At 42.4% G+C, this 24,154-nt stretch carries 17 protein-coding genes and 2 tRNA genes; 15 read left to right on the forward strand and 4 right to left on the reverse strand.

All coding sequences use genetic code 11. The features are described from left to right. The first annotated feature begins 129 nt into the window (after positions 1–129). From rnpA to NNC77_RS15025, 9 genes are all read left to right on the forward strand, one after another. Entirely contained in the window at positions 130–573 is a 444-nt protein-coding gene (gene rnpA, locus NNC77_RS14985) for a ribonuclease P protein component (protein WP_254971650.1), read from the forward strand. Then, complete coding sequence (gene yidD, locus NNC77_RS14990) at positions 573–824, forward strand: membrane protein insertion efficiency factor YidD (protein WP_040553354.1); 252 nt, start codon at positions 573–575, stop codon at positions 822–824. The genes rnpA and yidD overlap by 1 nt, the downstream gene beginning before the upstream one ends. Positions 825–887: 63 nt before the next feature. Continuing rightward, a complete protein-coding gene (gene tyrS, locus NNC77_RS14995; protein WP_006848087.1) occupies positions 888–2,189 on the forward strand; it encodes a tyrosine--tRNA ligase in 1,302 nt (433 codons plus the stop codon). Positions 2,190–2,255: 66 nt separating this feature from the next. Further along, positions 2,256–2,326 (forward strand) — tRNA-Gln (locus tag NNC77_RS15000). An 84-nt stretch (positions 2,327–2,410) separates the two neighbouring features. Beyond that, positions 2,411–2,932, forward strand: coding sequence for an RNA polymerase sigma-70 factor (locus NNC77_RS15005; protein ID WP_254971651.1), 522 nt, complete (start codon positions 2,411–2,413; stop codon positions 2,930–2,932). Between the two features lie 24 nt (positions 2,933–2,956). After that, positions 2,957–5,707 (forward strand): TonB-dependent receptor, encoded by a 2,751-nt coding sequence (locus NNC77_RS15010; protein ID WP_254971652.1) that lies wholly within the window; start codon positions 2,957–2,959, stop codon positions 5,705–5,707. Positions 5,708–5,729: 22 nt separating this feature from the next. Next, on the forward strand, positions 5,730–6,947 hold the full coding sequence (locus tag NNC77_RS15015; RefSeq protein WP_118081311.1) for a DUF4249 domain-containing protein: 1,218 nt from the start codon (positions 5,730–5,732) through the stop codon (positions 6,945–6,947). Between the two features lie 110 nt (positions 6,948–7,057). After that, positions 7,058–7,873, forward strand: a complete 816-nt coding sequence (locus NNC77_RS15020; RefSeq protein ID WP_254971653.1) for a FecR family protein — start codon at positions 7,058–7,060, stop codon at positions 7,871–7,873. A 169-nt stretch (positions 7,874–8,042) separates the two neighbouring features. Next, the gene (locus tag NNC77_RS15025) at positions 8,043–8,846 is read left to right on the forward strand and encodes a gluconate 5-dehydrogenase (protein ID WP_117587230.1); all 804 of its coding nucleotides are present in this window, start codon (positions 8,043–8,045) and stop codon (positions 8,844–8,846) included. Between the two features lie 107 nt (positions 8,847–8,953). Here the strand turns inward: NNC77_RS15025 and NNC77_RS15030 are convergent, their stop codons facing one another. Beyond that, a complete protein-coding gene (locus tag NNC77_RS15030; RefSeq protein WP_006848085.1) occupies positions 8,954–9,229 on the reverse strand; it encodes an HU family DNA-binding protein in 276 nt (91 codons plus the stop codon). 228 nt (positions 9,230–9,457) lie between these two features. Here NNC77_RS15030 and NNC77_RS15035 point away from each other — a divergent pair, with 228 nt between their 5' ends. The 3 genes from NNC77_RS15035 to secDF all read left to right on the forward strand — a co-directional run bounded on the left by NNC77_RS15035 (position 9,458) and on the right by secDF (position 14,637). Continuing rightward, complete coding sequence (locus tag NNC77_RS15035; RefSeq protein WP_022121528.1) at positions 9,458–10,396, forward strand: rhomboid family intramembrane serine protease; 939 nt, start codon at positions 9,458–9,460, stop codon at positions 10,394–10,396. Between the two features lie 6 nt (positions 10,397–10,402). Beyond that, on the forward strand, positions 10,403–11,500 hold the full coding sequence (locus NNC77_RS15040; protein ID WP_153091426.1) for an endonuclease/exonuclease/phosphatase family protein: 1,098 nt from the start codon (positions 10,403–10,405) through the stop codon (positions 11,498–11,500). A 119-nt stretch (positions 11,501–11,619) separates the two neighbouring features. After that, positions 11,620–14,637, forward strand: a complete 3,018-nt coding sequence (secDF, locus tag NNC77_RS15045; protein ID WP_254971656.1) for a protein translocase subunit SecDF — start codon at positions 11,620–11,622, stop codon at positions 14,635–14,637. Positions 14,638–14,783: 146 nt separating this feature from the next. Here secDF and NNC77_RS15050 read toward each other — a convergent pair. Further along, positions 14,784–14,855, reverse strand: a tRNA-Arg gene (locus tag NNC77_RS15050). Between the two features lie 56 nt (positions 14,856–14,911). Here NNC77_RS15050 and NNC77_RS15055 point away from each other — a divergent pair. Next, positions 14,912–15,919: an endonuclease/exonuclease/phosphatase family protein gene (locus NNC77_RS15055; protein WP_154480444.1), complete on the forward strand. Its 1,008-nt coding sequence runs from the start codon at positions 14,912–14,914 to the stop codon at positions 15,917–15,919. A gap of 75 nt (positions 15,920–15,994) precedes the next feature. On the opposite strand, the gene NNC77_RS15060 is transcribed toward NNC77_RS15055, so the two are convergent. Continuing rightward, entirely contained in the window at positions 15,995–16,852 is an 858-nt protein-coding gene (locus tag NNC77_RS15060) for an enoyl-ACP reductase FabI (protein ID WP_022121533.1), read from the reverse strand. 759 nt (positions 16,853–17,611) lie between these two features. On the opposite strand from NNC77_RS15060, the gene NNC77_RS15065 reads away from it, so the two are divergent. Together NNC77_RS15065 and NNC77_RS15070 are read left to right on the forward strand one after the other, a co-directional pair. After that, positions 17,612–20,668: a SusC/RagA family TonB-linked outer membrane protein gene (locus NNC77_RS15065; protein WP_254971660.1), complete on the forward strand. Its 3,057-nt coding sequence runs from the start codon at positions 17,612–17,614 to the stop codon at positions 20,666–20,668. A gap of 22 nt (positions 20,669–20,690) precedes the next feature. After that, positions 20,691–22,148 (forward strand): RagB/SusD family nutrient uptake outer membrane protein, encoded by a 1,458-nt coding sequence (locus NNC77_RS15070; protein WP_254971658.1) that lies wholly within the window; start codon positions 20,691–20,693, stop codon positions 22,146–22,148. 170 nt (positions 22,149–22,318) lie between these two features. On the opposite strand, the gene NNC77_RS15075 is transcribed toward NNC77_RS15070, so the two are convergent. After that, entirely contained in the window at positions 22,319–23,656 is a 1,338-nt protein-coding gene (locus NNC77_RS15075; protein ID WP_153085068.1) for an ATP-binding protein, read from the reverse strand. Between the last annotated feature and the right edge of the window lie 498 nt (positions 23,657–24,154).

Genomic DNA, 24,154 nt, shown 5'->3' on the forward strand with positions numbered 1-24,154 from the left:
TTGTCTTCTTTTCGCAACACTAAGGTAAGTGAAAATTCTGACATGGCAAAATCCTGGGCAACTTTTTGTTGCTCAGGCACTTATAAATAATGTTAAACTATAGTGTTGCGGAATTAAGGTAGAATAGATATGTCAACAGACAGAAATAAAACATTCGGAAAGAAAGAGCATCTATGTAAACTGACACTTATAGAACAGCTCTTTGGAGGTGGTGCTAAAGCAATGACGGCATGGCCTATAAGAATGGTGTTTCTTCTTGTTGACAAGAAAGATGAGCAAGCCCCTTCTGTTCAAGTTCTTATCAGTGTATCTAAGCGTTATTTTAAGCACGCAGTAAAGCGCAATCGGGTAAAGCGACAGATACGTGAAGCTTTTCGTTATCAAAAACAGGAGCTGGAGACTTGTATGCAGAATTATGTTGGAAAACAATTGCTTGTGGCTTTTGTTTGGCAAACAGAACAATTGCAGCCTTCAAAGCTGGTTTCAACCAAAATGACTAAACTTTTGGATAGATTGGTTGATAATATCAAGGAGATGCAATCTGAAACAGTCATGAAAGAGAGCAGTTTATGATGAAGATTCTCTTTATGATAGCACATGGCATGAGAAAGGTGTTGGTATGGATTCTTATACTGCCGATATTGTTTTATCAGAAGTGTATTACTCCTTATACGCCACCTTCTTGTCGCTTTCAGCCCACTTGCTCAGAGTATGCGAGACAAGCCATCCTGAAGCATGGTCCCTTTAAGGGACTGGCTTTGGCTGTTTGGCGCATCTTAAGATGCAATCCTTGGGGTGGTTCGGGTTATGATCCCGTACCGTAAGTTTCCGACTGTATTGTTGGGCCCCTTATACATATTATATAATATAATAAAAAATCATATTCTATGGCAAAAAATTTTGTTGAAGAATTGAAATGGCGTGGTATGCTGGCGCAGATAATGCCAGGTACTGAGGAATATCTCAACACCCACATGGTGTCTGCCTATCTCGGAACTGACCCTACTGCAGACTCTCTGCACATCGGTCACCTTTGTGGTATCATGATGTTGCGCCACTTGCAGCGTTGTGGCCATAAGCCTTATCTCCTCGTCGGCGGTGCCACGGGTATGATTGGCGACCCTTCTGGCAAGAGCCAGGAGCGCAATCTTCTCGATTCAGAGACTCTCTATCATAACCAGGAAGCTATCAAGAAGCAGGTATCTAAGTTCCTCGACTTCGATGGCAATGAGCCTAACAAGGCGGAGTTGGTGAACAACTACGACTGGATGAAGGACTTCACCTTCCTTGATTTCGCTCGTGTGGTTGGTAAGCATATCACTGTAAACTACATGATGGCGAAGGATAGCGTGCAGAAGCGCTTGAACGGTGAGGCTCGCGACGGCCTGTCTTTCACTGAGTTCACCTATCAGTTGCTCCAGGGCTACGACTTCCTCTATCAGTATGAAAAGTATGGTGTTCGTCTCCAGTTGGGTGGTAACGACCAGTGGGGTAACATGACTACCGGTACTGAGCTGATTCACCGCACATTGGGTAACGACGCAGAGTGCTTCTGCCTCACTTGTCCTTTGATTACCAAGGCAGACGGCAAGAAGTTCGGTAAGACAGAGAGCGGTAACATTTGGTTGGACCGTAACCGCACTACTCCTTACGCTTTCTACCAGTTCTGGTTGAACGTAAGCGATGATGATGCCGAGAAGTACATCAAGATCTTCACTGACCTTGACAAGGAGACTATCGATGCTCTCGTAGAGGAGCACAAGCAGGACCCAGGCCGCCGTGTACTTCAGAAGCGTTTGGCTGAGGAGGTTACCATAATGGTTCATTCTCAGGAGGATTTGGATATGGCTATCGCAGCCAGCAACATCCTCTTCGGTAAGGCAACCAAGGAGAACTTGGCACAGCTCGATGAGGCTACATTGAATGATGTATTTGCCAATGTACCTCACTACGACCTCGACAAGAACTTGCTCGGTGGTACAGCTGTTGACCTCTTCAACCAGGAAGGTATGCAGATCTTCCCAAGTAAGAGCGAGATGCGTAAGCTCGTTAAGGGTGGTGGCGTTTCACTCAACAAGGAGAAACTCGCTGCTTTCGATCAGGTTGTAACTGCTGATGACCTGATTGACGGTAAGTATCTTTTGGTTCAGAAAGGTAAGAAGAACTACTTCTTGATTACCGTTAAGTAATCGTTAAAAGTATTGAAAATATTTGGTAGTGGAGAAAAAATCCACTACCTTTGTAGCCGATTTGCTTGTCCTATGGTGTAATGGTAGCACTACAGTTTTTGGTTCTGTCAGTGGTGGTTCGAATCCGCCTGGGACAACAGGTCATAAATAACCCTTCAAATCCGCAAAGACTTGAAGGGTTATTTTGTTATATAAGAGTTTAGTTTAGGTAGAGAAAGTTTATGCAAGAGATAGACTTGATATTTCAGCAGTATTATCGTCCGCTATGTCTTTATGCCACTCATTATCTGCATGATATCGATGAGGCTGAAGACGTGGTGCAGGATTGTTTTGTGAAATTGATAAGTAGAAGCATCATGCCGGAAAACATCAAGGCTTTCTTATATATCTCTGTGCGCAATGCCTGCATCGACCGGTTGCGCTGCCAGTCTCCGATAGATACGGAGATTTCTCCTACCGATTTATGTGGCGTGATTTCTGATGACCAGGCACAGGAAAGTTCTTTCCGGGAGGCAAAACTGTGGACGGCTATCGAGCTATTACCCGAACGATGCAGGGAAATCTTCCTGATGAGCAAGCGTGACGGAATGACTTATCGGGAGATAGCTGAAGAACTGAACCTGTCGGAAAAGACCGTGGAGCATCAGATTTCCAAGGCTTTAAAGACCTTACGAGGCAAGAAAGATGATTTTCTTGCAGATTTTTTCTATATTTTACCTTTCATCCATGGGGGTATTCTGTAATTCTTGCGTTATAGCAATAAAAGAATGAATAAAAGTACAGTTATGAAAGGTAAAGAGATTATTTTTGCGCTCTCAATTCTTGCCTTGCCAGCTCCAACGTTGGCAGGCACGCCGAAGATGATGGTGGAGGCTCAGACTTCTACCACCATCCGTCAGCAGATGGATTGGCTGCACCGCATCAGGAAAATCAACTTCGTCTATGATTCATCGCTTGATGGGGAATTGAACATCAAGTATCATGGACCAGACATTCAGCATCTTCCGGTGAAGAAGGCACTGAAGGCGCTTTTCGAGAAAACTCATATTCTATATAATATCAATGCGAACTATGTGATATTGAAGCGAAAACCCGTACAACAAATATCAACATCTTACACGAATATCAATCACAAAGTTCAGCAGATTCAGCGTCGCCACACTCTCAGCGGATATGTCCGTGATGAGAGTGGCGAATCGCTGATTAATGCCACCATCTATGATCTGACGGATGGCATCGGTACAACCACCAATGAATATGGTTTCTTTTCGCTTACCCTGCCTGAAGGCGAGCACCAGCTTCGCTTTTCGTATGTGGGCTATGCCGACAAGGTAGAAAAATTGAATCTCTCGAAAGATATGCATCATAATATGGCACTCCGTGTTGATGGTAAATTGCCTGAGGTGGTGGTAGATGGCGATTTGAACTCTCCGCTTCTTACAACGCAAACCGGCAAGCGCTCCTTTTCGAACAAGGATATCAAGACAGAGTTTGCCCTGATGTCTTCACCGGATGTGGTGAAGACCCTGCAGCGTGTGAGTGGAGTGGCAGAAGGACAGGAGTTGGCAAGCGGACTCTATGTGCATGGCGGCAATGGTGATGAGAACCTTTATCTGATAGATGGTACTCCGCTTTATGATACGAATCATGCGCTGGGGCTTTTCTCCAGTTTCAATGCCGATGTGGTGAAAAACGTGGATTTCTACAAGAGCGGCTTTCCTGCACGATATGGTGGAAGATTGTCGTCGGTGGTGGATGTGCGTACAGCCGATGGAAACATGAATCAGTTTCATGGTGCCTATCGCATCGGACTGCTCGATGCCAGTGTGCAGTTTGAGGGACCTATCCAGAAAGGCAAGACCTCTTATAATATAGGTATGCGCCGTTCCTGGATGGATCTGCTGTCCCGTCCCTTGACCAAGGCTTTCTCTGATCCAGACGATAAACTCTCGATAGGTTATTACTTCATGGACCTGAATGCCAAGGTAACCCATCGTTTCAACGACCGTTCGAAGATAGACTTGAGTCTCTATCACGGAAAAGACAGCTGGGATGTGAAGGATGATTTTGATCAAAGTAAGGCAGATGGGTATCAACCCAACCAAAGCTATGACAAGGACTTGACGAAGTCGCAGCTGGATTGGGGAAACTTTAATGTTGCACTCAACTGGAACTACCTGTTCTCTCCGAAGCTCTTTTCAAACATTACAGCGGTGTATTCCCATAATCGTTCCAAGTTGTATTCCTTTGATGATGATCGTTATATCAATCCTTCGGGAGAGAATGCCACTTCTGTCACTCACTTGGAGCATGGTTATACCTCAACGATTTATGATGCGGGCTATCGTCTGGCATTCGATTACCGTCCGAACCCTCGTCATCATTTCCGTTTTGGAAGCGACTATACGATGCATCTCTTTCGCCCCCAGACAGCTATGCAATTGGATTATACTGGATATGAGGGAAATGCATCAGCCCAAGTTGATACCATCCGAATGAATAGTAGTAATCGTCATGTGGCGCATGAGTGGACGGTATACGCAGAGGATGAAATCAATATCAACCGCAACTGGAGTATGAATGTTGGCTTCAATATGGGCCTTTTTCATATCAGTAACAAGAACTTCTTGAATATCGACCCACGTTTTGCCCTGAAATATCAACTGAGCAATGAGGTGTCGCTGAAGGCTTCCTTTACTCAGATGACCCAGTATGTGCATAAGGTCTCTAACAGCTACTTGTCCTTGCCTACGGATTATTGGGTACCGACTACCCGAAATCTGAAGCCAATGCGTTCTTATCAGTTTGCGGCAGGAATCTATGCCCAGCCCAACCGTCATTGGCTTCTGTCGCTCGAAGGGTATTACAAGTTGTCCAAGCATCTGCTTCAATACAGCAGTTGGGTAGGCATAGAGCCGCCTGCTGAGCATTGGGATTCGCAAGTGATGGATGGCAAGGGGCTCTTCTATGGCGTTGAGGCTGATGCCACTTATCGCACCAATCATCTGACTTTGAGTGGTTCTTATACGCTCTCTTGGAACAAGCGAAAGTATGATGACTTCTATCAGGATTGGTATTACGACAAGTTTGACAACCGCCATAAGTTGAATCTGTCCTTGCGGTATGCGTTTAACAAGAAGGTGAGTTGCTTTGCGGTCTGGAACTATCACACGGGCAATCATGCCACGGTGCCAACCCAGTTGGCGGCATTTCCAAGCTTGCCAGATCAAGAAGGCAAGTATTACAGGAATTGGTGGAATTCCGCCTCTTATGTCTATGCCATCCCCAATAATTTGACGCTTCCAGCTTATCATCGCTTGGACTTGGGATTCGATTTCCGTCATGTCACCAAGCATGGACATGAGCGCATTTGGAATTTGAGCATCTATAATGCTTATTGCCATCTCAACTCGATGTACGTCAAGGTGGACTATAATGAGGTTACGCAGCAGTTTGAGGCGAAAAACAAGGGATTTATTCCAATAATACCTTCATTTAGTTATACTATCAAGTTTTAAAACAAAAGAAATCTCATTGGATATGAATACAAATCATAGAAGAATAAAAATCAATGTAAGTTGGAAATGGGGACTGTTCTTCTTTTTGATGAGCGTGGCCTTTTCTTCTTGCATAGATGATTTTGATGTGAAGAAGCTGCAAGATACTCCCCGATTGGTACTTTATTGTTTTCCAACGGAGGGAGATACCACACTTATCGTTGTAACGAAAAGCTTGCCCGTTTCTTCTTTCAAAGGAGATATAGATACCCAATCACGTTTAACCGTGGATGCAAGTGTCGTATATAAGGTAAATGGAATGCCACAGGAGGTGAAACGTATCGAAAACATAAAGGAAGCGCAGTCCTTTTCTCAAGTTTCCGATAGTTGGTCTCTTTCTACCCTAATAGGACAGTATTATGCCGTAGGAAAGCAGAAGGCTGGAGATAAGATTGAGGTCCAGGTATCGGCAGATGGTCTCTCCGAGGTTTCTGCTTCGACTTCCATTCCTGAGAAGGTTGATGTAAATATAGGTGACATCCATTTGAAAGAGAAATCGTCGGATCATGATGTTTATTTCTCGGTAGATAAGTTGGAAGCGACTTTTAGTGACCCTGCTTCAACCACGGATTATTATTCTGTGAAGGTAACTCGCAAGCAGAAATATGGAAACTTGAAAGGTGTTCCCAAAGAAGGCAATAGATGGCAATATGATGTTTATGCTAATAATTACCAAGATTACCTTAATTATTTGGGTAGGGAGGATGAATATGAATGGTGTTTTGATAGTTTGGCATCAAATATTGTTTGGCCTGAGATGGTGACCACCAGTGAGCCATTGATTAACAAGAAGTCAGAGTTGGATGATGATTTCGGCTTTGACGAATACAAATACTTTGATGATGTTTATATCTTCAATGACCGGACGATAAATGGACAGACCTATACGATGCATTTGGAAGTGAACAGTAATGATTCTTATTGGCACACGTATGATGGTTGGGACCGTTTGTTTGGCTTTACTTATAATGTACAACTTTGCAAGGTTACTCCAGAGTACTATCGCTTCTTGAAGAGCATTAACGATGCGCAGAGCAATAGTTGGGCGGACGCTGGATTGATGCAGGTGACACCTACTTATTCGAACGTAAAAGGTGGTTTCGGTGTAGTGGCAGGATTTAATGTCTGTGAAGCTTCGAAATATATCGCCCCATTGCCATCGGCACCATCGGATAATCAAGGTGGAATATATACCAAATAAAAAGTGAGGAGTATGAAAAGAAGTCTTTTTATCATTTTAGGTACCTTGTGCTTTGCCATTGCCGGCAAGGCACAGATTACAGGACAATTTTAAAGGAAGAAAGGGATTCTATGATGAAGATCAACAAGAATGAACAGGATTTTGTGCTGAAGTATTTTCAGCCGGGCAAGCTGGATACCAGAAAGGCTTTGCAGAAAGTGAAGGCTCGGGTTGGCATTGCTGATGAAGAAGTTTCGCATGCAGCAACTGTATCTTTACGCATGCGTCGCATCCGCTGGATAGCTGTGGCTGCATCTATTCTGGTGATCTTCACCATAGGAGCCTATACGCTTTTGCAGCCAAAGACGGTGACGCTTTCTGCTGATTCAGAAGTAGTGGCGTATCATCTGCCTGATGGAACGAAGGTTTCGTTGATGCCTCATTCTTCTCTTTCCTATCAGGAAGATGATTGCAGAAAGGTGGAGATGAAGGGCTGCATCTATTATCAGGTGAAGCATGATGAACAGCATCCTTTCGATGTGATGGGAGAGCATGGACACGTAAGAGTGCTCGGTACCCAGTTTATGGTGGATGAAAGAACGGATGCTCCCGAAGTGATGGTAACCAGCGGAAAGGTGCTTTTCACAGCTCGTAACTCTGAAGAGGGTGTCTTCCTGATTAAAGGCAAGCGGGCACGTCTATTGAAAGGGGCTGCCCAGCCTAAGTTGTTGGCAGATTATGATATCAATGATGTGGCATGGGCTACCCATCGCCTGCATTTTGACAACACTCCATTATCCGAAGTATTGGAGGAACTTTCTAAATTATCTGGTACAAGCTATACGGCTTCTGATGAGAGCAAGCGTCTGACGGGTGATTTTGATACGAATTCCATCCCACAGGTCATCCAAGTAATAGAAGAAACATTGGGTGTTCAGATAAGATAAGTGTGTGAATAAAACATAGTAAAAAGGGACAAACTTAGGAAAAGCAGTCAATAAAATGAGAAAATAAGTAAAAAGGGTGCATCTTTCGTATTGATTTAGGGTGATATTCAAAATTATTTTGTATCTTTGCCCTCGTAACAAATCAAACAATTGATAAATATATAAAAGTATGGACTTTAACAAACTATTCTCATTGGAGGGTAAGGTTGCCCTCGTAACAGGTGCCGCATACGGTATCGGTTTTGCTATGGCTGAGGCTTATGCCAAAGCTGGTGCTAAGATTGCTTTCAATTGCCGTAGCCAGCACCACATGGATCAGGCTCTTGCAGATTACAAAGCAAAGGGTATTGAGGCAAAGGGTTATATCTGTGATGTAACAGATGAGGAACAGGTGAAAAACATGGTAGCTGACATCGAGAAGGAACTTGGTGTTATTGATATTTTGGTAAACAACGCAGGTATTATCAAGCGTATTCCTATGACAGAGATGTCTGTAGATGACTTTAAGCAGGTTATTGACATTGACCTCACAGCACCTTTTATCGTATCTAAGGCAGTTATCCCTGGTATGATCAAGAAGGGGCATGGTAAGATTATCAACATCTGTTCTATGATGAGCGAGCTGGGCCGTGAGACTGTTTCTGCATACGCAGCTGCCAAGGGTGGCTTGAAGATGTTGACACGTAACATCTGCTCAGAGTATGGTGAGTACAACATCCAGTGCAATGGCTTGGGCCCTGGTTACATCGCAACTCCTCAGACAGCACCTCTCCGTGAGCGTCAGGCAGATGGTAGCCGTCATCCATTCGATAGCTTTATCTGTGCAAAGACTCCTGCAGGTCGCTGGTTGGAACCAGAAGAGTTGGCTGGTCCTGCTGTTTTCTTGGCTTCAGATGCTTCTAATGCAGTGAATGGTCATATTCTCTACGTAGATGGTGGTATCTTGGCATATATCGGAAAACAGCCAAAATAAAGGATGAAACATGAAGATTTAAATTTGAATAAACTTGAATAGAATAAAAAAATATAGGGCAGCCATAAAGGACTGCCCTATATTTGTAATTAAAATAATCTTTACAATTATTTGTTGATTGCATCTGCAAGCTCAGCACCAGCCTTGAACTTAGCAACCTTTTTAGCTGCAATCTGGATCTTCTCCTTAGTAGCTGGATTGATACCCTCACGAGCAGGACGCTCGTTAATGCTGAATGTACCGAAACCTACCAACTGGATCTTGTCACCTGCAATGAGGGCTTCCTTCAATGCGTTTGTTGTAGCTTCAAGAGCGGCCTTAGCCTGTGCCTTTGTAATCTCAGCACCTGCTGCAATCTTGTCAATCAATTCTGTCTTGTTCATAATTTTTCGTTATTAAATGAATAATATTGTTGTTTCTTAGTTGAATTCGTTTACAAATATAGCTTTTTCTTGTGAAAGTTCAAATAAAAAAAGCAGAAAAGTGATGAAATTATTGAAATTTAAGTGTAATAAGTCTATTTTTTGGTGTTTTCACGGATATTTTTCGTAATTTTGTCGCCAAAATACAAATATTAGTCAGATTATTAAACTGTTTATAGAAATAAAGTTATGCGCAATATTCCAATTGTAACAAAGAATTTGCTGATAGTGAATGTAGTAGCATTCCTGGCATGCATGCTGATGGACAAGAGTATGGGTGGCGGTTCTGGCCTGACAGATATGTTTGGGCTTCATTTTTTCCTGGCATCCGATTTCCATATTTATCAGTTAGTTACCTACATGTTTATGCATGGTGGTTTCCAGCATATTCTCTTTAATATGTTTGCCTTATGGATGTTTGGCTGTGTGGTTGAAAGAGTTTGGGGACCAAAGAAATTCCTTTTTTATTACATAGTGTGTGGGGTGGGAGCAGGTTTGTTCCAGGAAGCTGCACAGTATATTACCTATGTGGCAAAGGATATGGCAGCTTATGATTATGTTAGTGTTAATGGAGCCAGAATAACAATGGAGCAATATCTGAACCTATGGACTACCGTGGGTGCTTCAGGAGCTATTTATGCCATATTGCTTGCCTTTGGTATGATTTATCCAAACGAGCGTCTCTTCATTTTCCCGTTGCCAGTTCCTATTAAAGCTAAATTCTTCGTGATAGGCTATGCTGTCATTGAATTGGTTTCAACATTCTCTCTCTCTGATGACGGTGTGGCTCATATTGCCCATTTGGGAGGTATGGTCTTTGGATTCTTCCTGATCCGTTATTGGCGTAAGCAGATTGGTAATGGTTACTATCAGTCTAATTCTGCTGATGCATTCGATAAGTTGAAAGGTATGTTCGGTGGAAAGCGTCGGGCAGGTAGAACGCATTTTACTTATACCAAGAATGAATCTTATAATCCGACTTATGAACAGGATGCTGAATGTAAGACCAATGAAAAGGTCGTATCTCAGGAAGAGATAGATAGGATCTTGGATAAGATAAGGAAAAGCGGTTATGATAGCTTGACTCAGAGTGAAAAGCAGATGCTCTTTGATCAGAGTAATAAGTAGGAAACTATGTTTAAAGGATTTAAGGAATTTACATATAAGATGGTAGCTGGTGCTAATGTGGCAACTATCATCATCATGTTGCTGGTGGGCTTTTCTGACTTCTTTCAGCCGGAAAAGTTCGCCGCATTGGCTAATCTTGGCTTACTTTTCCCGGTTTTTCTTATAGTTAACTTAGGCTTTTTGCTTTTCTGGTTGCTCTTCCGGTCTAAGTATGCCATTATTCCATTCTTAGGCTTCTTGATCTGTTTTGTTCCTGTCCGCAAGTATATGCCAATCAACTTTTCTGGCGAAACTCCAAAAGGTTGTATCAAAGTTCTATCATATAATACCTGGAATTTTGGTGCACAGACAGAGGATGCCGAAGGAACTAATATCTGTATTGCTTATCTGCAGGAGCAGGATGCTGATATTGTTTGTCTGCAGGAAGCATGTCCTACTTCCCGGAATATTGAGCAGATAGATAGCATGCTCAAGCCGATGTATGCTTATCAGGATACAACGATGCACGTGAATGGCGGAAACTGTCTTATGTTGCTCAGTAAATACCCTATTCTTTCAAAAGAGCGAATTCCTTATGAATCGAAAGGAAACATGAGTGTAGCGTATCGTCTGAAAGTGAAAGATAGAGAGGTCCTTCTCATCAATAATCATTTGGAAACTACCGGCTTAAGTTTAGAGGACAGACGCCAGTTCAAGAATCTGGTTATCGGAAAATTGCAGGTTGATACTGCAGAAGAAACGTCCAAGCTGCTCGTTGTAAAACTTGCCGAGGCAACAAAGAAACGGGCTCCGGAGGCTGAGGCTGTAGCAAAATACATTCAGCAGCATAAAGAACAGAGTATTATTTTGTGCGGTGACTTTAATGATGGTCCTATCTCTTATGCTCATCGAACGATAGCTAAAGATTTGACGGATTGCTACATTGCAAGTGGTAACGGACCGGGTATCAGCTATCATCATGGAGGCTTTTTTGTTCGCATTGACAATATCATGTGTTCAGACGATTGGGAGCCTTATGAATGCAAAGTTGATGATAAAATCGACGTTTCAGACCACTATCCTATCATTTGTAAGCTAAAAATGCGCCCTAAAAAGCAAAAATAGAGCAAATTATTCTTATATAAGAAAAAAAATGCTTATTTTTGCACAACTTTATGGAGGTTTTTGAAAGAATCCCTAAAAGCAATTGAAAAGAAACAAATAATTAATAACAATAAATAGAAATGCAAAACAAAGGAATTGTAATTTGTGTAGCCGTCTTACTGACACTCGCAAGTATCTTCTATTTGTCATTCTCGTTTGCCACACGTTACTATGACAGCGAGGCTGCAAAGATTAAAGATCCTATTGCTCAGCAGGATTATAAGGATTCTGTTAAGTACTTAGGTGTTTATTCTTACCAGAACTGCTTGGAGACTCAGATTGGTCTTGGACTTGACCTTAAGGGCGGTATGAATGTAATTCTTGAGATTTCTGTACCTGATGTACTTGAAAACCTTGCCGATCATAAGACCGACGCTGGTTTTACCAATGCCATGAAGGAAGCTAGAGCTCAGGAAGAAGCTAACGGTGGTGACTTCGTGTCACTTTTCATTAACGCTTATCATAAGAGCGCACCAGGTCATAAACTCGCAGAAGTGTTCGCTACCCAGCAGTTGCAGGGCAAGGTTTCTCCTCAGAGCAGCGACGCAGAGGTAGAGAAGGCTATCCGCGCTTCTGTACAGGATGCTATTGACAACTCTTTCAATGTTGTCCGCACCCGTATCGATAAGTTTGGTGTTGTACAGCCTAACATCCAGAAGTTGGAAGGTCAGCAGGGCCGTATCATGGTAGAAATGCCAGGTATCAGCCAGCCAGAGCGTATGCGTAAGATGCTCCAGGGTAGTGCAAACCTTGAGTTCTGGGAGACATACAACTCAGAGGAAATCGCTCCTTATCTCCAGCAGCTTGATACTCGTATCGCAAATGGTGATAACGGTGAGGAGAAGACAGACTCTGTTGCTGCTGATTCAACTGCTGCAAAGAAAGAAGTTGCTAAGGCTGAGCCTAAGAAGGCTGAGGCTAAGTTCTCTATCAAGAAGAAGGACGATGCTGCAAGCAAGGTAGGCGAGGAGGCTCAGAATGCTGCTGCTATCAAGGCTCACCCATTGTTGGCTCGTTTGCAGCTCGGTGGTGGTTTGAGCACTGTTGGTTATGCTAGCGTTCGCGATACTGCTGCTATCAACAAGATTATCTACTCTGCTGTGGCTAAGCGCGTTTTGCCATCAGACTTGCGTCTGCTTTGGAGTGCTAAGCCAGCTGATAACCTGAAGGTTAAGAATATCTTTGAGCTTCACGCCTTGAAGGTGACTACCACTACAGGTCGTGCTCCTTTGGAGGGTGATGTGATTACAGATGCTAAGGACGAGTTCGACCAGATGGGTTCACCTGTTGTTAGCATGAAGATGAATACTGAGGGCGCACGTAAGTGGGCTCAGATGACCAAGGCTAACGTAGGTAAGGCTATTGCTATCGTTCTGGATGGTGTAGTTTACTCTGCTCCTCGTGTAAACGGCGAGATTGACGGTGGTAGCTCTCAGATTTCCGGTAACTTCACTATTGAGGATACCAAGGACTTGGCTAACACATTGAAGTCTGGTCGTATGCCAGCTCCTGCACGTATCGTTCAGGAGGAGGTTGTAGGTCCTACACTCGGTGCACAGTCTATCCAGATGGGTATTGTATCATTCGTTGTAGCTTTCGTACTCCTGATGGTTTATATGGTGATGATGTACAACATCATTCCTGGTATGATGGCTAACCTGGCTTTGCTCGTCAACGTATTCTTCACGTTGGGTATTCTGACGTCCTTCCAGGCAGCCTTGACATTGCCAGGTCTTGCCGGTATGGTCTTGTCTCTGGGTACTGCCGTGGATGCCAATGTGCTTATCTATGAGCGTATCAAGGAGGAACTTCGTTCTGGCAAGGGTATGAAGCAGGCTGTAGCTGCCGGTTATGGCAACGCTTTCTCTGCTATCTTCGACTCTAACTTGACATCTTTGATTACTGGTGTTATCCTGTTGACTACCGGTACAGGTCCTATCCGTGGTTTCGCTACTACATGGATTATCGGTATCGTAGTTTCATTCTTTACTGCTGTGTTCCTGACTCGTCTGGTTTACGATTATAAGTTGAACCACGATAAGTGGATGCACTGCAAGTTTGATACTCCAGTTTCTCACAACCTGATGCAGGGCAAGAAGTATAAGTTCATGTCTATGTACAAGACTACCTTCACCGTTGCTATCGTTGCTGCTGTGGTATTCATCGGTAGTTTCTTTGTTCGTGGCTTGAGCAAGAGTATCGACTTCACTGGTGGTCGTAACTATGTAGTACAGTTCGAGAATCCTGTAGAGCCTGAGCAGATCCGTACCGTTCTTGGCGGTGCTTTCGTCAATGCAGATGGTACTAAGGCTACTACAAGTGCTATCGCTATCGGTACAGACGGTAAGACTATCCGTGTATCTACCAACTATATGATTGAGAGCAACAGTCCAACTGTTGACGATGAGGCTGAGACCATCCTTTACAATGCCTTGAAGAAGGCTAACCTGGTTTCTCAGAAGAGTGTTGAGGCATTCAAGAATCCAGATGTTCGTCAGGGTGGTTCTATCATCAGTAGTACAAAGGTAGGTCCTTCTGTAGCTAAGGATATCACTATGGGTGCTATCTATAGTGTGCTCTTCGCATTGATTGCTATCTTCCTCTACATCCTGATACGTTTCCGCAACGTGGCCTTCTCTGTAGGTTCTACTGTAGCTTTGGCATTTGATGCCTTGACAGTAATCGGTTTCTACTCACTCCTGTGGGGTCTCGTTCCATTCTCATTGGAGATTGACCAGACCTTCATCGGTGCTATCCTGACCGTGGTAGGTTACTCTATCAACGATAAGGTGGTTGTGTTCGACCGTATCCGTGAGAACTTGAAGTTGCATCCTAAGGGCGACCGTCAGCAGCTCTTCAATGCATCTATCAATGAGACATTGGCTCGTACCATCAATACATCTACATCTACATTGCTCGTGTTGCTCTGTATCTTCATCCTCGGTGGTGACAGCATCCGCAGCTTCTCATTCGCAATGATTCTGGGTGTTGTATTCGGTACATTGTCATCTATCTTCATTGCATCTCCAATGGCTTACATCGTTCTTGGTCGTAAGATTAAGGAAGAGCCAGCTGAGGAGGTTGCAGAAGTTAAGTAATCAGAAACTCTTCATTCTTTCTCTGTCCGATGTATGTCGGATAGAGAAAGATACTGGAAAGAATATAAAAATAATAAAGGTCGCTTCCTGATTGTCAGGAGCGACCTTTATTGTTTTATCATCTCTGGAATGATAAGGAAAGTACGTGGTCCCACCGAGAATCGAACTCGGATCAAAGGTTTAGGAAACCTCCGTTCTATCCGTTAAACTATAGGACCATTGTAAACCGACTGCAAAGATACATCAAATCGTTGACAATACAAAATAAAATGTTATGTTTTTCACTCTCATCTTATCAAGTTTCCTCACTTTTGTGGAGTTGAACTGCGAAAACCTCTTCGATACGAGGCATGATTCGCTGAAGAATGACTATGAATTCCTGCCACAGAGCAGTTACAAGTGGACGCCTTATCGCTATTGGCGCAAGCTGGCAAATCTTTCCAAGACTATAGTAGCTTTGGGTTATGAAGATTTGTCGCTTGTTGGTACCGCCTCCCCAGATAATCCTTCAAGACCCTCGGAGAAGTCCTGGCATGTTCCCGATTTTGTGGCGCTTTGCGAAGTGGAGAACGATAGTGTGCTGTTTGATTTAACCCGACGTTCAGCTCTTCGCGGTGTGAATTATGATTATGTGATGACCGATTCGCCCGATGAACGAGGCATAGATGTGGCTTTGCTTTATCAGCCATCTTCTTTTGCGCTTATACAGTTCCGCTCCATCCGCATCAAGCCGCTGCCTGATACTCGCCCTACGAGAGATATTCTCTACGCTTCGGGGCGGATTATGAATGATGATACGCTCCATGTCTTTGTATTGCATGCGCCTAGCCGTCGTGGCGGCGAACAGGTTTCGCGTCCCTACCGCCTGCAGGTAGCCAGCCAGCTGGTTTCTGCCGTAGATTCTATCTATGCGCTCAATGATAGTGCAAGGATTATCGTAGCCGGCGATTTCAACGATTATTCCGATTCTCCGGCCCTTCGTTATCTTTATCAGCATCACCTTATTAATATATCTGTTGGCGTCAAAGGCTCTCATGGTGCCAAGGCTACTTATCGCTGGCATGGAGATTGGCGAAGTCTTGACCAGATTCTCTTCAGTCCTTCGCTTTCCCGGCTTAAGATGAGTTGTCAGATAGGAGATTTGCCATTCCTCTTAGAAGATGATGAGAAATATGGCGGAAAGAAACCTTTCCGCACCTATCTCGGTCCACGATATTTGGGTGGATACAGCGATCATCTTCCGCTTGTTGCCAAGTTTAAGATAGAGGGTGGATATGAATAAAAAAACAGGTATGCTCAGATTTTTACCGAACATACCTGTTTGTATATTAGTGAGATTTTTTTCTCTTCTGCCTGATTATCCGTAGATAACCTTACCGTTCTCATCCTCATAAGGAGTTATATCCTTAGCATACTGGTTCATGGCACGGAGGCTCATACCCATTGATGAGAAACCACCATCGTGGAAGAGGTTCTGCATGGTTACCTTGCGGGTGAAGTCAGAGAACATCATCACGCAGTAGTTAGCGCAATCCTCTGCTACGGCGTTTCCGAGTGGAGACATCTTGTCGGCGAAGTCCATCATGTTCTCGATATCCTTGATACCCTTACCTGCTGTTGTAGCTGTAGGGCTCTGAGAGATGGTGTTGATACGCACGTGCTTCTCACGACCATAGATGTAACCGAAGCTGCGGGCGATACTTTCGAGCATGCTCTTGGCATCAGCCATATCGTTGTAACCGAAGAATGTACGCTGAGAAGCTACGTATGTGAGAGCTACTACAGAACCCCACTCGTTGATAGCATCCAACTTCTTGGCTACCTGCAACATCTTGTGGAAAGAGATAGCAGAGATGTCCAATGTCTTGTTCAGGAAGTTGTAGTCGAGGTCATCGTATGTACGATGCTTGCGAACGTTAGGGCTCATAGCTACAGAGTGGAGCACGAAGTCGATTTTGCCACCGAGTTTCTCCTGAGCCTCTGTGAATACCTTTTCCAAGTCTTCTACGCTAGTCGCATCAGCTGCGATGATAGGAGCGTTGATCTGTTCAGCGAGCTTATCCAGCGTACCCATACGCAAAGCCATAGCTGTATTACTAAGTGCGATAGTAGCACCCTCTTCAGCAGCCTTTACAGCTACTTTCCAAGCGATTGATTCCTCATTGAGTGCACCGAAGATGATGCCACGCTTGCCTTTTAACAAATTGTGAGTCATTGTTATCTTAATACTTTTGTTTATACTAACGACAATCCCCTACATATATCATTCTCAATATATATAATAAGGTGTAAAACCACTTTGTTTTGTTCTAGTCGTTGAAATCGTGCGCAAAATTACGAAAAATGTGCAATATACCCAAATTTTTTAACTAAAAAGTGCCGTAAACGTTTTCTTTTTTGTGGTATGTCAAGTATTTCGCTCCTTGCAGTCAGTATGATATTCTATTTATTCTTTGCAGATAATAAGCCTGAAACAGATATATCTTATGCTTATAGATAACGTATCTGTTGGTCTGAGGAATTAGATTTGTAGGGTTCCTGACATATGCCACTAATGTTCCTGACATATGTCAACAGAGTTATTGACATATGTCAGCAACCTTGTTGGCAAATGCCGGCAACCATACGGAACCAGTTGTTAGAACCGATGAATCGTAGAACTGTGACTATTTAATCTATTTGTTCTACGTATTTAAGCAATACGTCTTACCCGGCAGATGCCTGTATAGATAACTTAAGAACCTTCTTATTTCTGTTCTTACAAATTATAGCCTTATTGCTGCAAAAATATCCTTTTTGTTGCAATATGACAAGGTAGAAGTGTTAAAAACAGACTTTTTTATGTGCGTTATTAAATTTTTCTTTCAAAATATTTGCAAATATCCGAAAAAAAATCTAATTTTGCAGCCGATTATTATAAATTTATAAATTATTATCTAATAAAGAGAGAGATTATGTTTAAAAGAATCGCTTTATTTGTGGGGGGGCAATTCTCAGTTGTGGAGTAGCCTTTGCCCAAACATCTGTTACCGGTAAGGTAGTAGCTTCAGAGGATGGTGAGCCTGTTATTGGCGCATCAATCAAAGTAGCTGGTACTAATACGGGTACTGTTACGGACGTCGATGGAAACTTCAGTTTGAATGTTCCAGCCGGCTCCAAGTTGGAGATTACCTATATAGGTATGAATCCACAAACTGTTAAAGCAAGTTCTAACATGAAGATTGCTTTGACTTCTGACAACAAAACCCTGGACGAGGTCGTAGTTGTTGCTTATGGTACAACCACTAAGGCTTCCTTTACAGGTTCTGCAGCTGTAATGAAGGACAAGGATATGTCTGCAGCAAAGTCTTCACTTGTTAAGTCACTCGAGGGTAAAATGGCTGGTGTCAATCTTGGTGCTTCTACAGGTGACCCAGGTTCTGACCAGAGTATTTTGATTCGTGGTATTGGTTCTATCAATGGCTCTACTCAGCCTTTGTTTGTTATTGATGGTGTTCCTGTATCAAATAGTGATATGGAAAATGCTGGTGGTCATACCCGTTCTCAGTCTATCTTGTCTTCTATCAACCCAAATGATATTGAAAGCATGACCGTATTGAAGGATGCTGCTGCATCTTCACTCTATGGTTCTCGTGCAGCCAATGGTGTCATTATCATTACTACCAAGAGAGGTAAGGAAGGTAAGACACATGTCAACTATGATATGCAGATGGGTTGGAGTAATATTGCCAAAAAGAGTGCATTCGAGACCATGAATAGTGCTGAGTTGAAGGAGTATTGGACTGATGCAGTCAAGAACTATTTTGAAATGTATCCAAATGCATTGAATATATATTATCCTGGTATGGATGCTTCTTCAGCTGCTTTAGCAGAAATTAAATCTGGTTATTTTAGTAATTATGACTCTAATGAGACAACAGACTGGTTTAATGAAATTTACCGCACAGGTTTCACCACAGACCATCAGATTTCTATTGATGGTGGTAATGACCGTACGAAATTTTTCACCAGCTTTGGCTATAATAAGGTGAATGGTACTGTAAAGGGTAGTTCTTTTGACCGTTATAGTGGTCGTTTGAATTTGGATCATAAAGTAACAGACTGGTTCAAGGTTTCTGCAAAGGAAATGCTTTCATTTACCAATACTTCTGGTTTCCGTGATCAGGGTGACCAGGCACAGGGATTTGGTACAAGTTCACCAATGTCTGTTCTTTTCTCAATGGACCCTACTGCCAAGGTAAAGAATGAAGACGGTTCATATAATGCAAGTGCTTCTTTCTCATCTACAATCTCTAATCCAAACTTGATGTATGGTGATGTTAAAGATCAGGGCGATCGTTCTGAGACATTGGATGCAGAATTGATGCGTAGTTTGACTAATGTTGAAGGTGAATTGAAGTTGCCATACGATTTGACTTTACGTTCAGTCTTTGGTTTCGACTATATGAGCAACAGTATCCGCGAGTTCTGGGCTCCAAAGAGTGTAAATGGTAAGGCTCAGAATGGTATCGGTTCTCGTAGCGTATATACAAGTAAGACTCTTACCTCTTCTACAACATTGAATTATAATCATTCATTTGGTAAGCATAATCTTGCTGCAATGGCTGGTTTTGAGACAGAGAAGCGTGACCTGTTGATATTGTATGCTTCTGCTCAGAATTATGCTGCTGCATTGCCAGAGTTGTCTAATGGCCAGTCTAATAGCAACTCCAGCATGAGCTATACTGCTGCAATGATGTCATGGTTGGGTAGCTTAAACTACAACTATGATAATAAGTACTATTTCTCTGCAAGTTATCGTCGTGATGGTTCTTCACGTTTGGCAGCAGACAACCGTTGGTCTGACTTCTTCTCTGTATCTGGTGCTTGGCGTATCAGCAGTGAAGAATTCTTGAAGGACAATGATTTGTTCAGCGATTTGAAGCTTCGTCTTTCTTATGGTACTAATGGTAACCTGCCTACAGATTATTATGGTTATATGGGTACATATTCTACTTCTGGTGGTTATGGCTCACAGCCAGCAATTTTCTGGGGTCAGATGGCTAACGAAAAGTTGAGTTGGGAAAAATCTCACAACTTCAATATCGGTTTGGATTGGACTTTGTATAATCGTGTTACATTGACTTTCGATTATTACAACAAGTTGACAAAAGACCTTCTTTTCCAAATGCCAGTATCATACGTAACTGGTTTCAATAGTTATTGGAATAATATTGGTGAGTTGAAGAACCAGGGTCTTGAGTTCTCTATCAGTTCTCAGAATATTCGTACCAACGATTTCTCTTGGACAACAGATTTCAATTTGACAAAGCAGAGCATCAAGGTAAACAAGTTGCCTAATGGTGACGATGTTCAGTATGGTGATGGTAATATGTACTTGCTCCGTGAGGGTGAGTCTATGCATACATTCTATTTGCCAAAAGCTAAGGGTGTAAACTCTGAGACTGGTTTGATGGAATTCTGGATAGACCCAGAGGATGAGTCTAAGGGTGTAACACCTGAGTATTCAAAGGCAGGCAAAACTATTGTCGGTAAGGGTGTTCCTGATTGGATTGGTGGTATGACCAATACTTTCCGTTACAAGGACTTTGATCTTTCATTCATGATTTCTTATCAGTTTGGTGGTGATTTGTTCGATTATCCAGGTTACTTCTTGACTTATAGCGATGGTGTTCGTATGGGCACATTCAATATGTCTAAGCGTGTAGCAGGTAATTATTGGAAAAAGCCAGGTGATGTAGCAGAGTTCCCTAAGCCAATTATGAGTAATCCTTATCGTTCAGATAAGTTCTCTTCACGTGAAATTATCTCTACAGATAACATTCGTATGCGCGATATTACTATTGGTTGGACTGTGCCATATTTCAAGAAGTATATCAGCAATTTGCGCGTTTATTTCCGTGCAACCAATCCTTTCTTGATTTACAATGCAGCCAAGGATTTGGATCCAGATGTAGATGTCAATGGTTATCGTCAGACTGATACTCCAACAACACGTCAGTTCCTGTTCGGTCTCAATTTCAGTTTTTAAACAATAATAGAAGATTATAAATATGAAAAAGATATATTTAGTATTGGGTATTGCTGCAAGCATGATGTTCTCTTCATGCAGCGACTTCCTCGATAGAGAACCTTCTACAGAACTACCTGCCAACTCTGCTATTAAGAGTACTTCTGATTTGCAGAATGCCGTCAATGGTATTGGCTATGTCCTCTCTGGTTCTTTGGTTGGTTATGATAGAATGTCATACGCCTCTGAGTTTACTCTTTTTGGTGATTTGCGTACTAACGATTTCATGGCCCCTTCTTCACAGGGACAGACAGATGAAATCCGTCAATATGTTTATTCTCCTAACGGAACATATCCTGATGCAGGTTATCAGATTTTCTATAAGGCATTGTCAAATGTAAACAGTGCTTTGGAAGCTGTTCCTAATGTGGAAGGTAAGCAGGCTACAATTGACAATCTCAAAGGTCAGTTGATTGCTTGGCGTGGTTTGCTGCATTTCGACTTGGCTCGTATGTTCTGTTACATTCCAACAACAGTGGATAATCCTTCAAACTCTTTGGGCTTGGTTTTGGCAGACAAAACTTTCCCACAGGGTTATAAGGGTGTTCGTACTGATTTGAAAACAACTTACGACTACATTATTCAGCAGTTTACCGATGCACTTCCTTTGCTGAGCAAAACTTCTGATGTAGGTTACTTTAACTATTATGCAGCTTTGGCTCTTCGTGCTCGTGCTTACCTTTATGCTGGTGAATACACCAAGGCTCTCGCTGATGCTAAGGAGGTAATAGACTATTCCAATGACAAGAATTCCGCATTGGAACTTCTTTCAAGAAGTAATTATATTTCTTCATGGGCTAGCGAAGGCGCAGCAGAGACTCTTTTTGAGATGAAACTTTCTTCTGAGTATAATGCTCAGCGTTATGGTCCTGGCTATTATACAGATGCAACAGGTTATCCTGAGTGCGCTTTCAATACTAAGGGCTATTTGTATAATTATCTTTCTACTCATCCAAAAGACATACGTTCTCGTTTGATTAAAGATCAGACAGATGCTAAAGAGTATGAGGCTGCAGCAGGTTATTATCCTGCCAAGTATCCTGGTCAGAATGCTAATATCTACGTAAATAATCCAAAGATTATTCGTCTTTCTGAGGTTTATTTGATTGCTGCAGAGGCTCAGTGGCACATTGACAATCCTGGTTCATACACTTTGACTGGAACAAGTGCTGCCGCAGCTAAATACATCAATGCTATTCAGAAAAATCGTATTGAAGGATATGAGGATGTTACATCTGTAACTCTTCAGGATATTCTTCATCAATATGAGATTGAGTTGTTCTGCGAGAACCAGATAACTTATGCATATTGGCGTAATCACCAGAGTGTAACAAGTAGCAATGAGGTAGAAATCAAATATAACGATTATCGTACGATTTTACCAATTCCTCAGGCTGAGCGCGACTACAATAAGGAACTGCAGCAGAATCCTAAGTATTAATATTGCAAAAGGATAAGCTAAGTTTCATAGATTTTGATAATATTTTTAATCAAGATATAGGAATGCCATGAGTGGCATTTTCTATAAATCTCTCGGGAGAGGCTGGCTGTGAAGCTCGCCTCTCTTTTTCGATTTATAGCGATATTGAATGTGCCCGTGTTATATTTTATTTATAGCAAAGGTGTCATATATATTGGCACCAATAAGGTCTGTCCATCTTTTTTGAAATCTTTCGTATATAATAGGTATCTTTTGTCGATTCTATCAGAGAACTTCTGGCAAAATTCATCTAGCGACTTGTGACTGTTATATCCTGATGATTTCACTTCTATCGGATAAATCTTCTTGCCACGAGATAGCAAGAAATCTATCTCATAGTTCTTGTGACTTGTTGCATGGGGAAATGTGTAATAGAACAGTTTGTTTCCTGATGCGGTAAGCATTTGGGCAACGAGATTCTCATAGGCATACCCCATATCGCTACTCAGTTTGTCGCTCAACAACTTTTCGTAAATGGTGTTCTCTGTGTAGTCTTTATCCCAAAAAGCAAGTGTGACGAATAGCCCTGTGTCTCCAACAAACATTTTATAGTAGTCTTCGTCACTATGTAATGAAAAACCAACATTGGGATCATTTGCGTGATAGGCGAAATTGACCACCATGCTGTCTTTCATGTCTGCCAAGACTCCCATGAGATTCTTTCTGCCTGCATCATCCAATACGCTTGCTACCTGGTATCTGGCTGAATTTTTGTTTAATTCGGAAGGAATACTCTCGAATAACTTGGCAGCTCTTCCTGTTTTGTCAATCTTTCTGAAGTCGTCAAGATAAAGTTCTATGATTTCTCGCTTTACGGCATCTGTTTTGCTCAGATTGTTGGTATCTAAGTACTCGTTTACGGCTTGTGGCATTCCACCTACAAGCATATATAGACGAAGGTTGCGCATAGCTTCTCGATGCGCTGCTCCCAATGGAACTTTTGCATCGAGAAACTGCTTGAGAAGGGGAAATGTAGCAGTATCGCCCATTGCCCATCGAAATTCCTCGTAATCCATCGGATAGAGATCCAAACGTGTTTCTTCGCTTGGAATCAAAATGTTTTCTACATTCTTTTTGATACTGATAAGAGAGCCTGTCTCTATGTAGTCGTATCTTCCGTCTGCTACTAGGTATTTGATGGCTTGCCGGGCTTGTGGGCACATTTGTACTTCATCGAAAATGATGGCTGATTTGCGTGGCTCCAAGATTACTTGGTAGATTGATTGGAGGCGTAAAAATATGTAGTTCAAGTCCATGAGGTTGTCAAACAGCTGTTTCACTTCCTTAGATGCTTGTGCGAAATCTATAAGGATATAGCTTTTGTATTCATTTTCTGCGAAAGCTTTGGCTACTGTTGACTTTCCTACACGGCGTGCTCCTTTGAGCAAGAGGGCTGTGCTACCATTTCTCTCTCGCTTCCATTCGAGCATTTTGTCGTACACTTTTCTTTTAAATGTTCTTTTTCTCATAACTTGCTGATTTTGAGCGCAAAGATACATATAAGTTCCAAATCCCCCAAATGTTTTTTGTTAAAATGTTCCAAATCCCCCAAATGTTTTTGCTTAAAATGTTCCAAATCCCCCAAATGTTTATCTTTTAATCGGGATGAGGAAAACTTTCCAAGAAAAAAAACACGGACAAATTGAATTTGTCCGGACAAATTTGTCCAGCATGATATAAATCGCTGACTATGAGAAGATTATAAAGCTACCGGACAAGCATCCGGACAAATTCAATTTGTCCGTGTTATATTTTTAGGTCATAAATGCAGGTTTGGCATGGCGTAAACTATGACTTATGCTCCAGAAAACGGTGAGTTGAGGGGAAGAAAACTATGAGTTATATTTGTTAACATAAAGCTCTAAAGCAGCCAAAGGAGAATAAGAGAGGTTGGAACGTAAACAGTTGGGAATGAGTAGATTTGCACAAAGTTGCCAAATCGGCATAAAGCAAGCGAGTGAGGAATA

Origin of the sequence: Segatella copri (genome assembly GCF_024330485.1) — a bacterium.
In the GTDB taxonomy this organism is placed as follows: Bacteria; Bacteroidota; Bacteroidia; order Bacteroidales; family Bacteroidaceae; genus Prevotella; species Prevotella copri_L.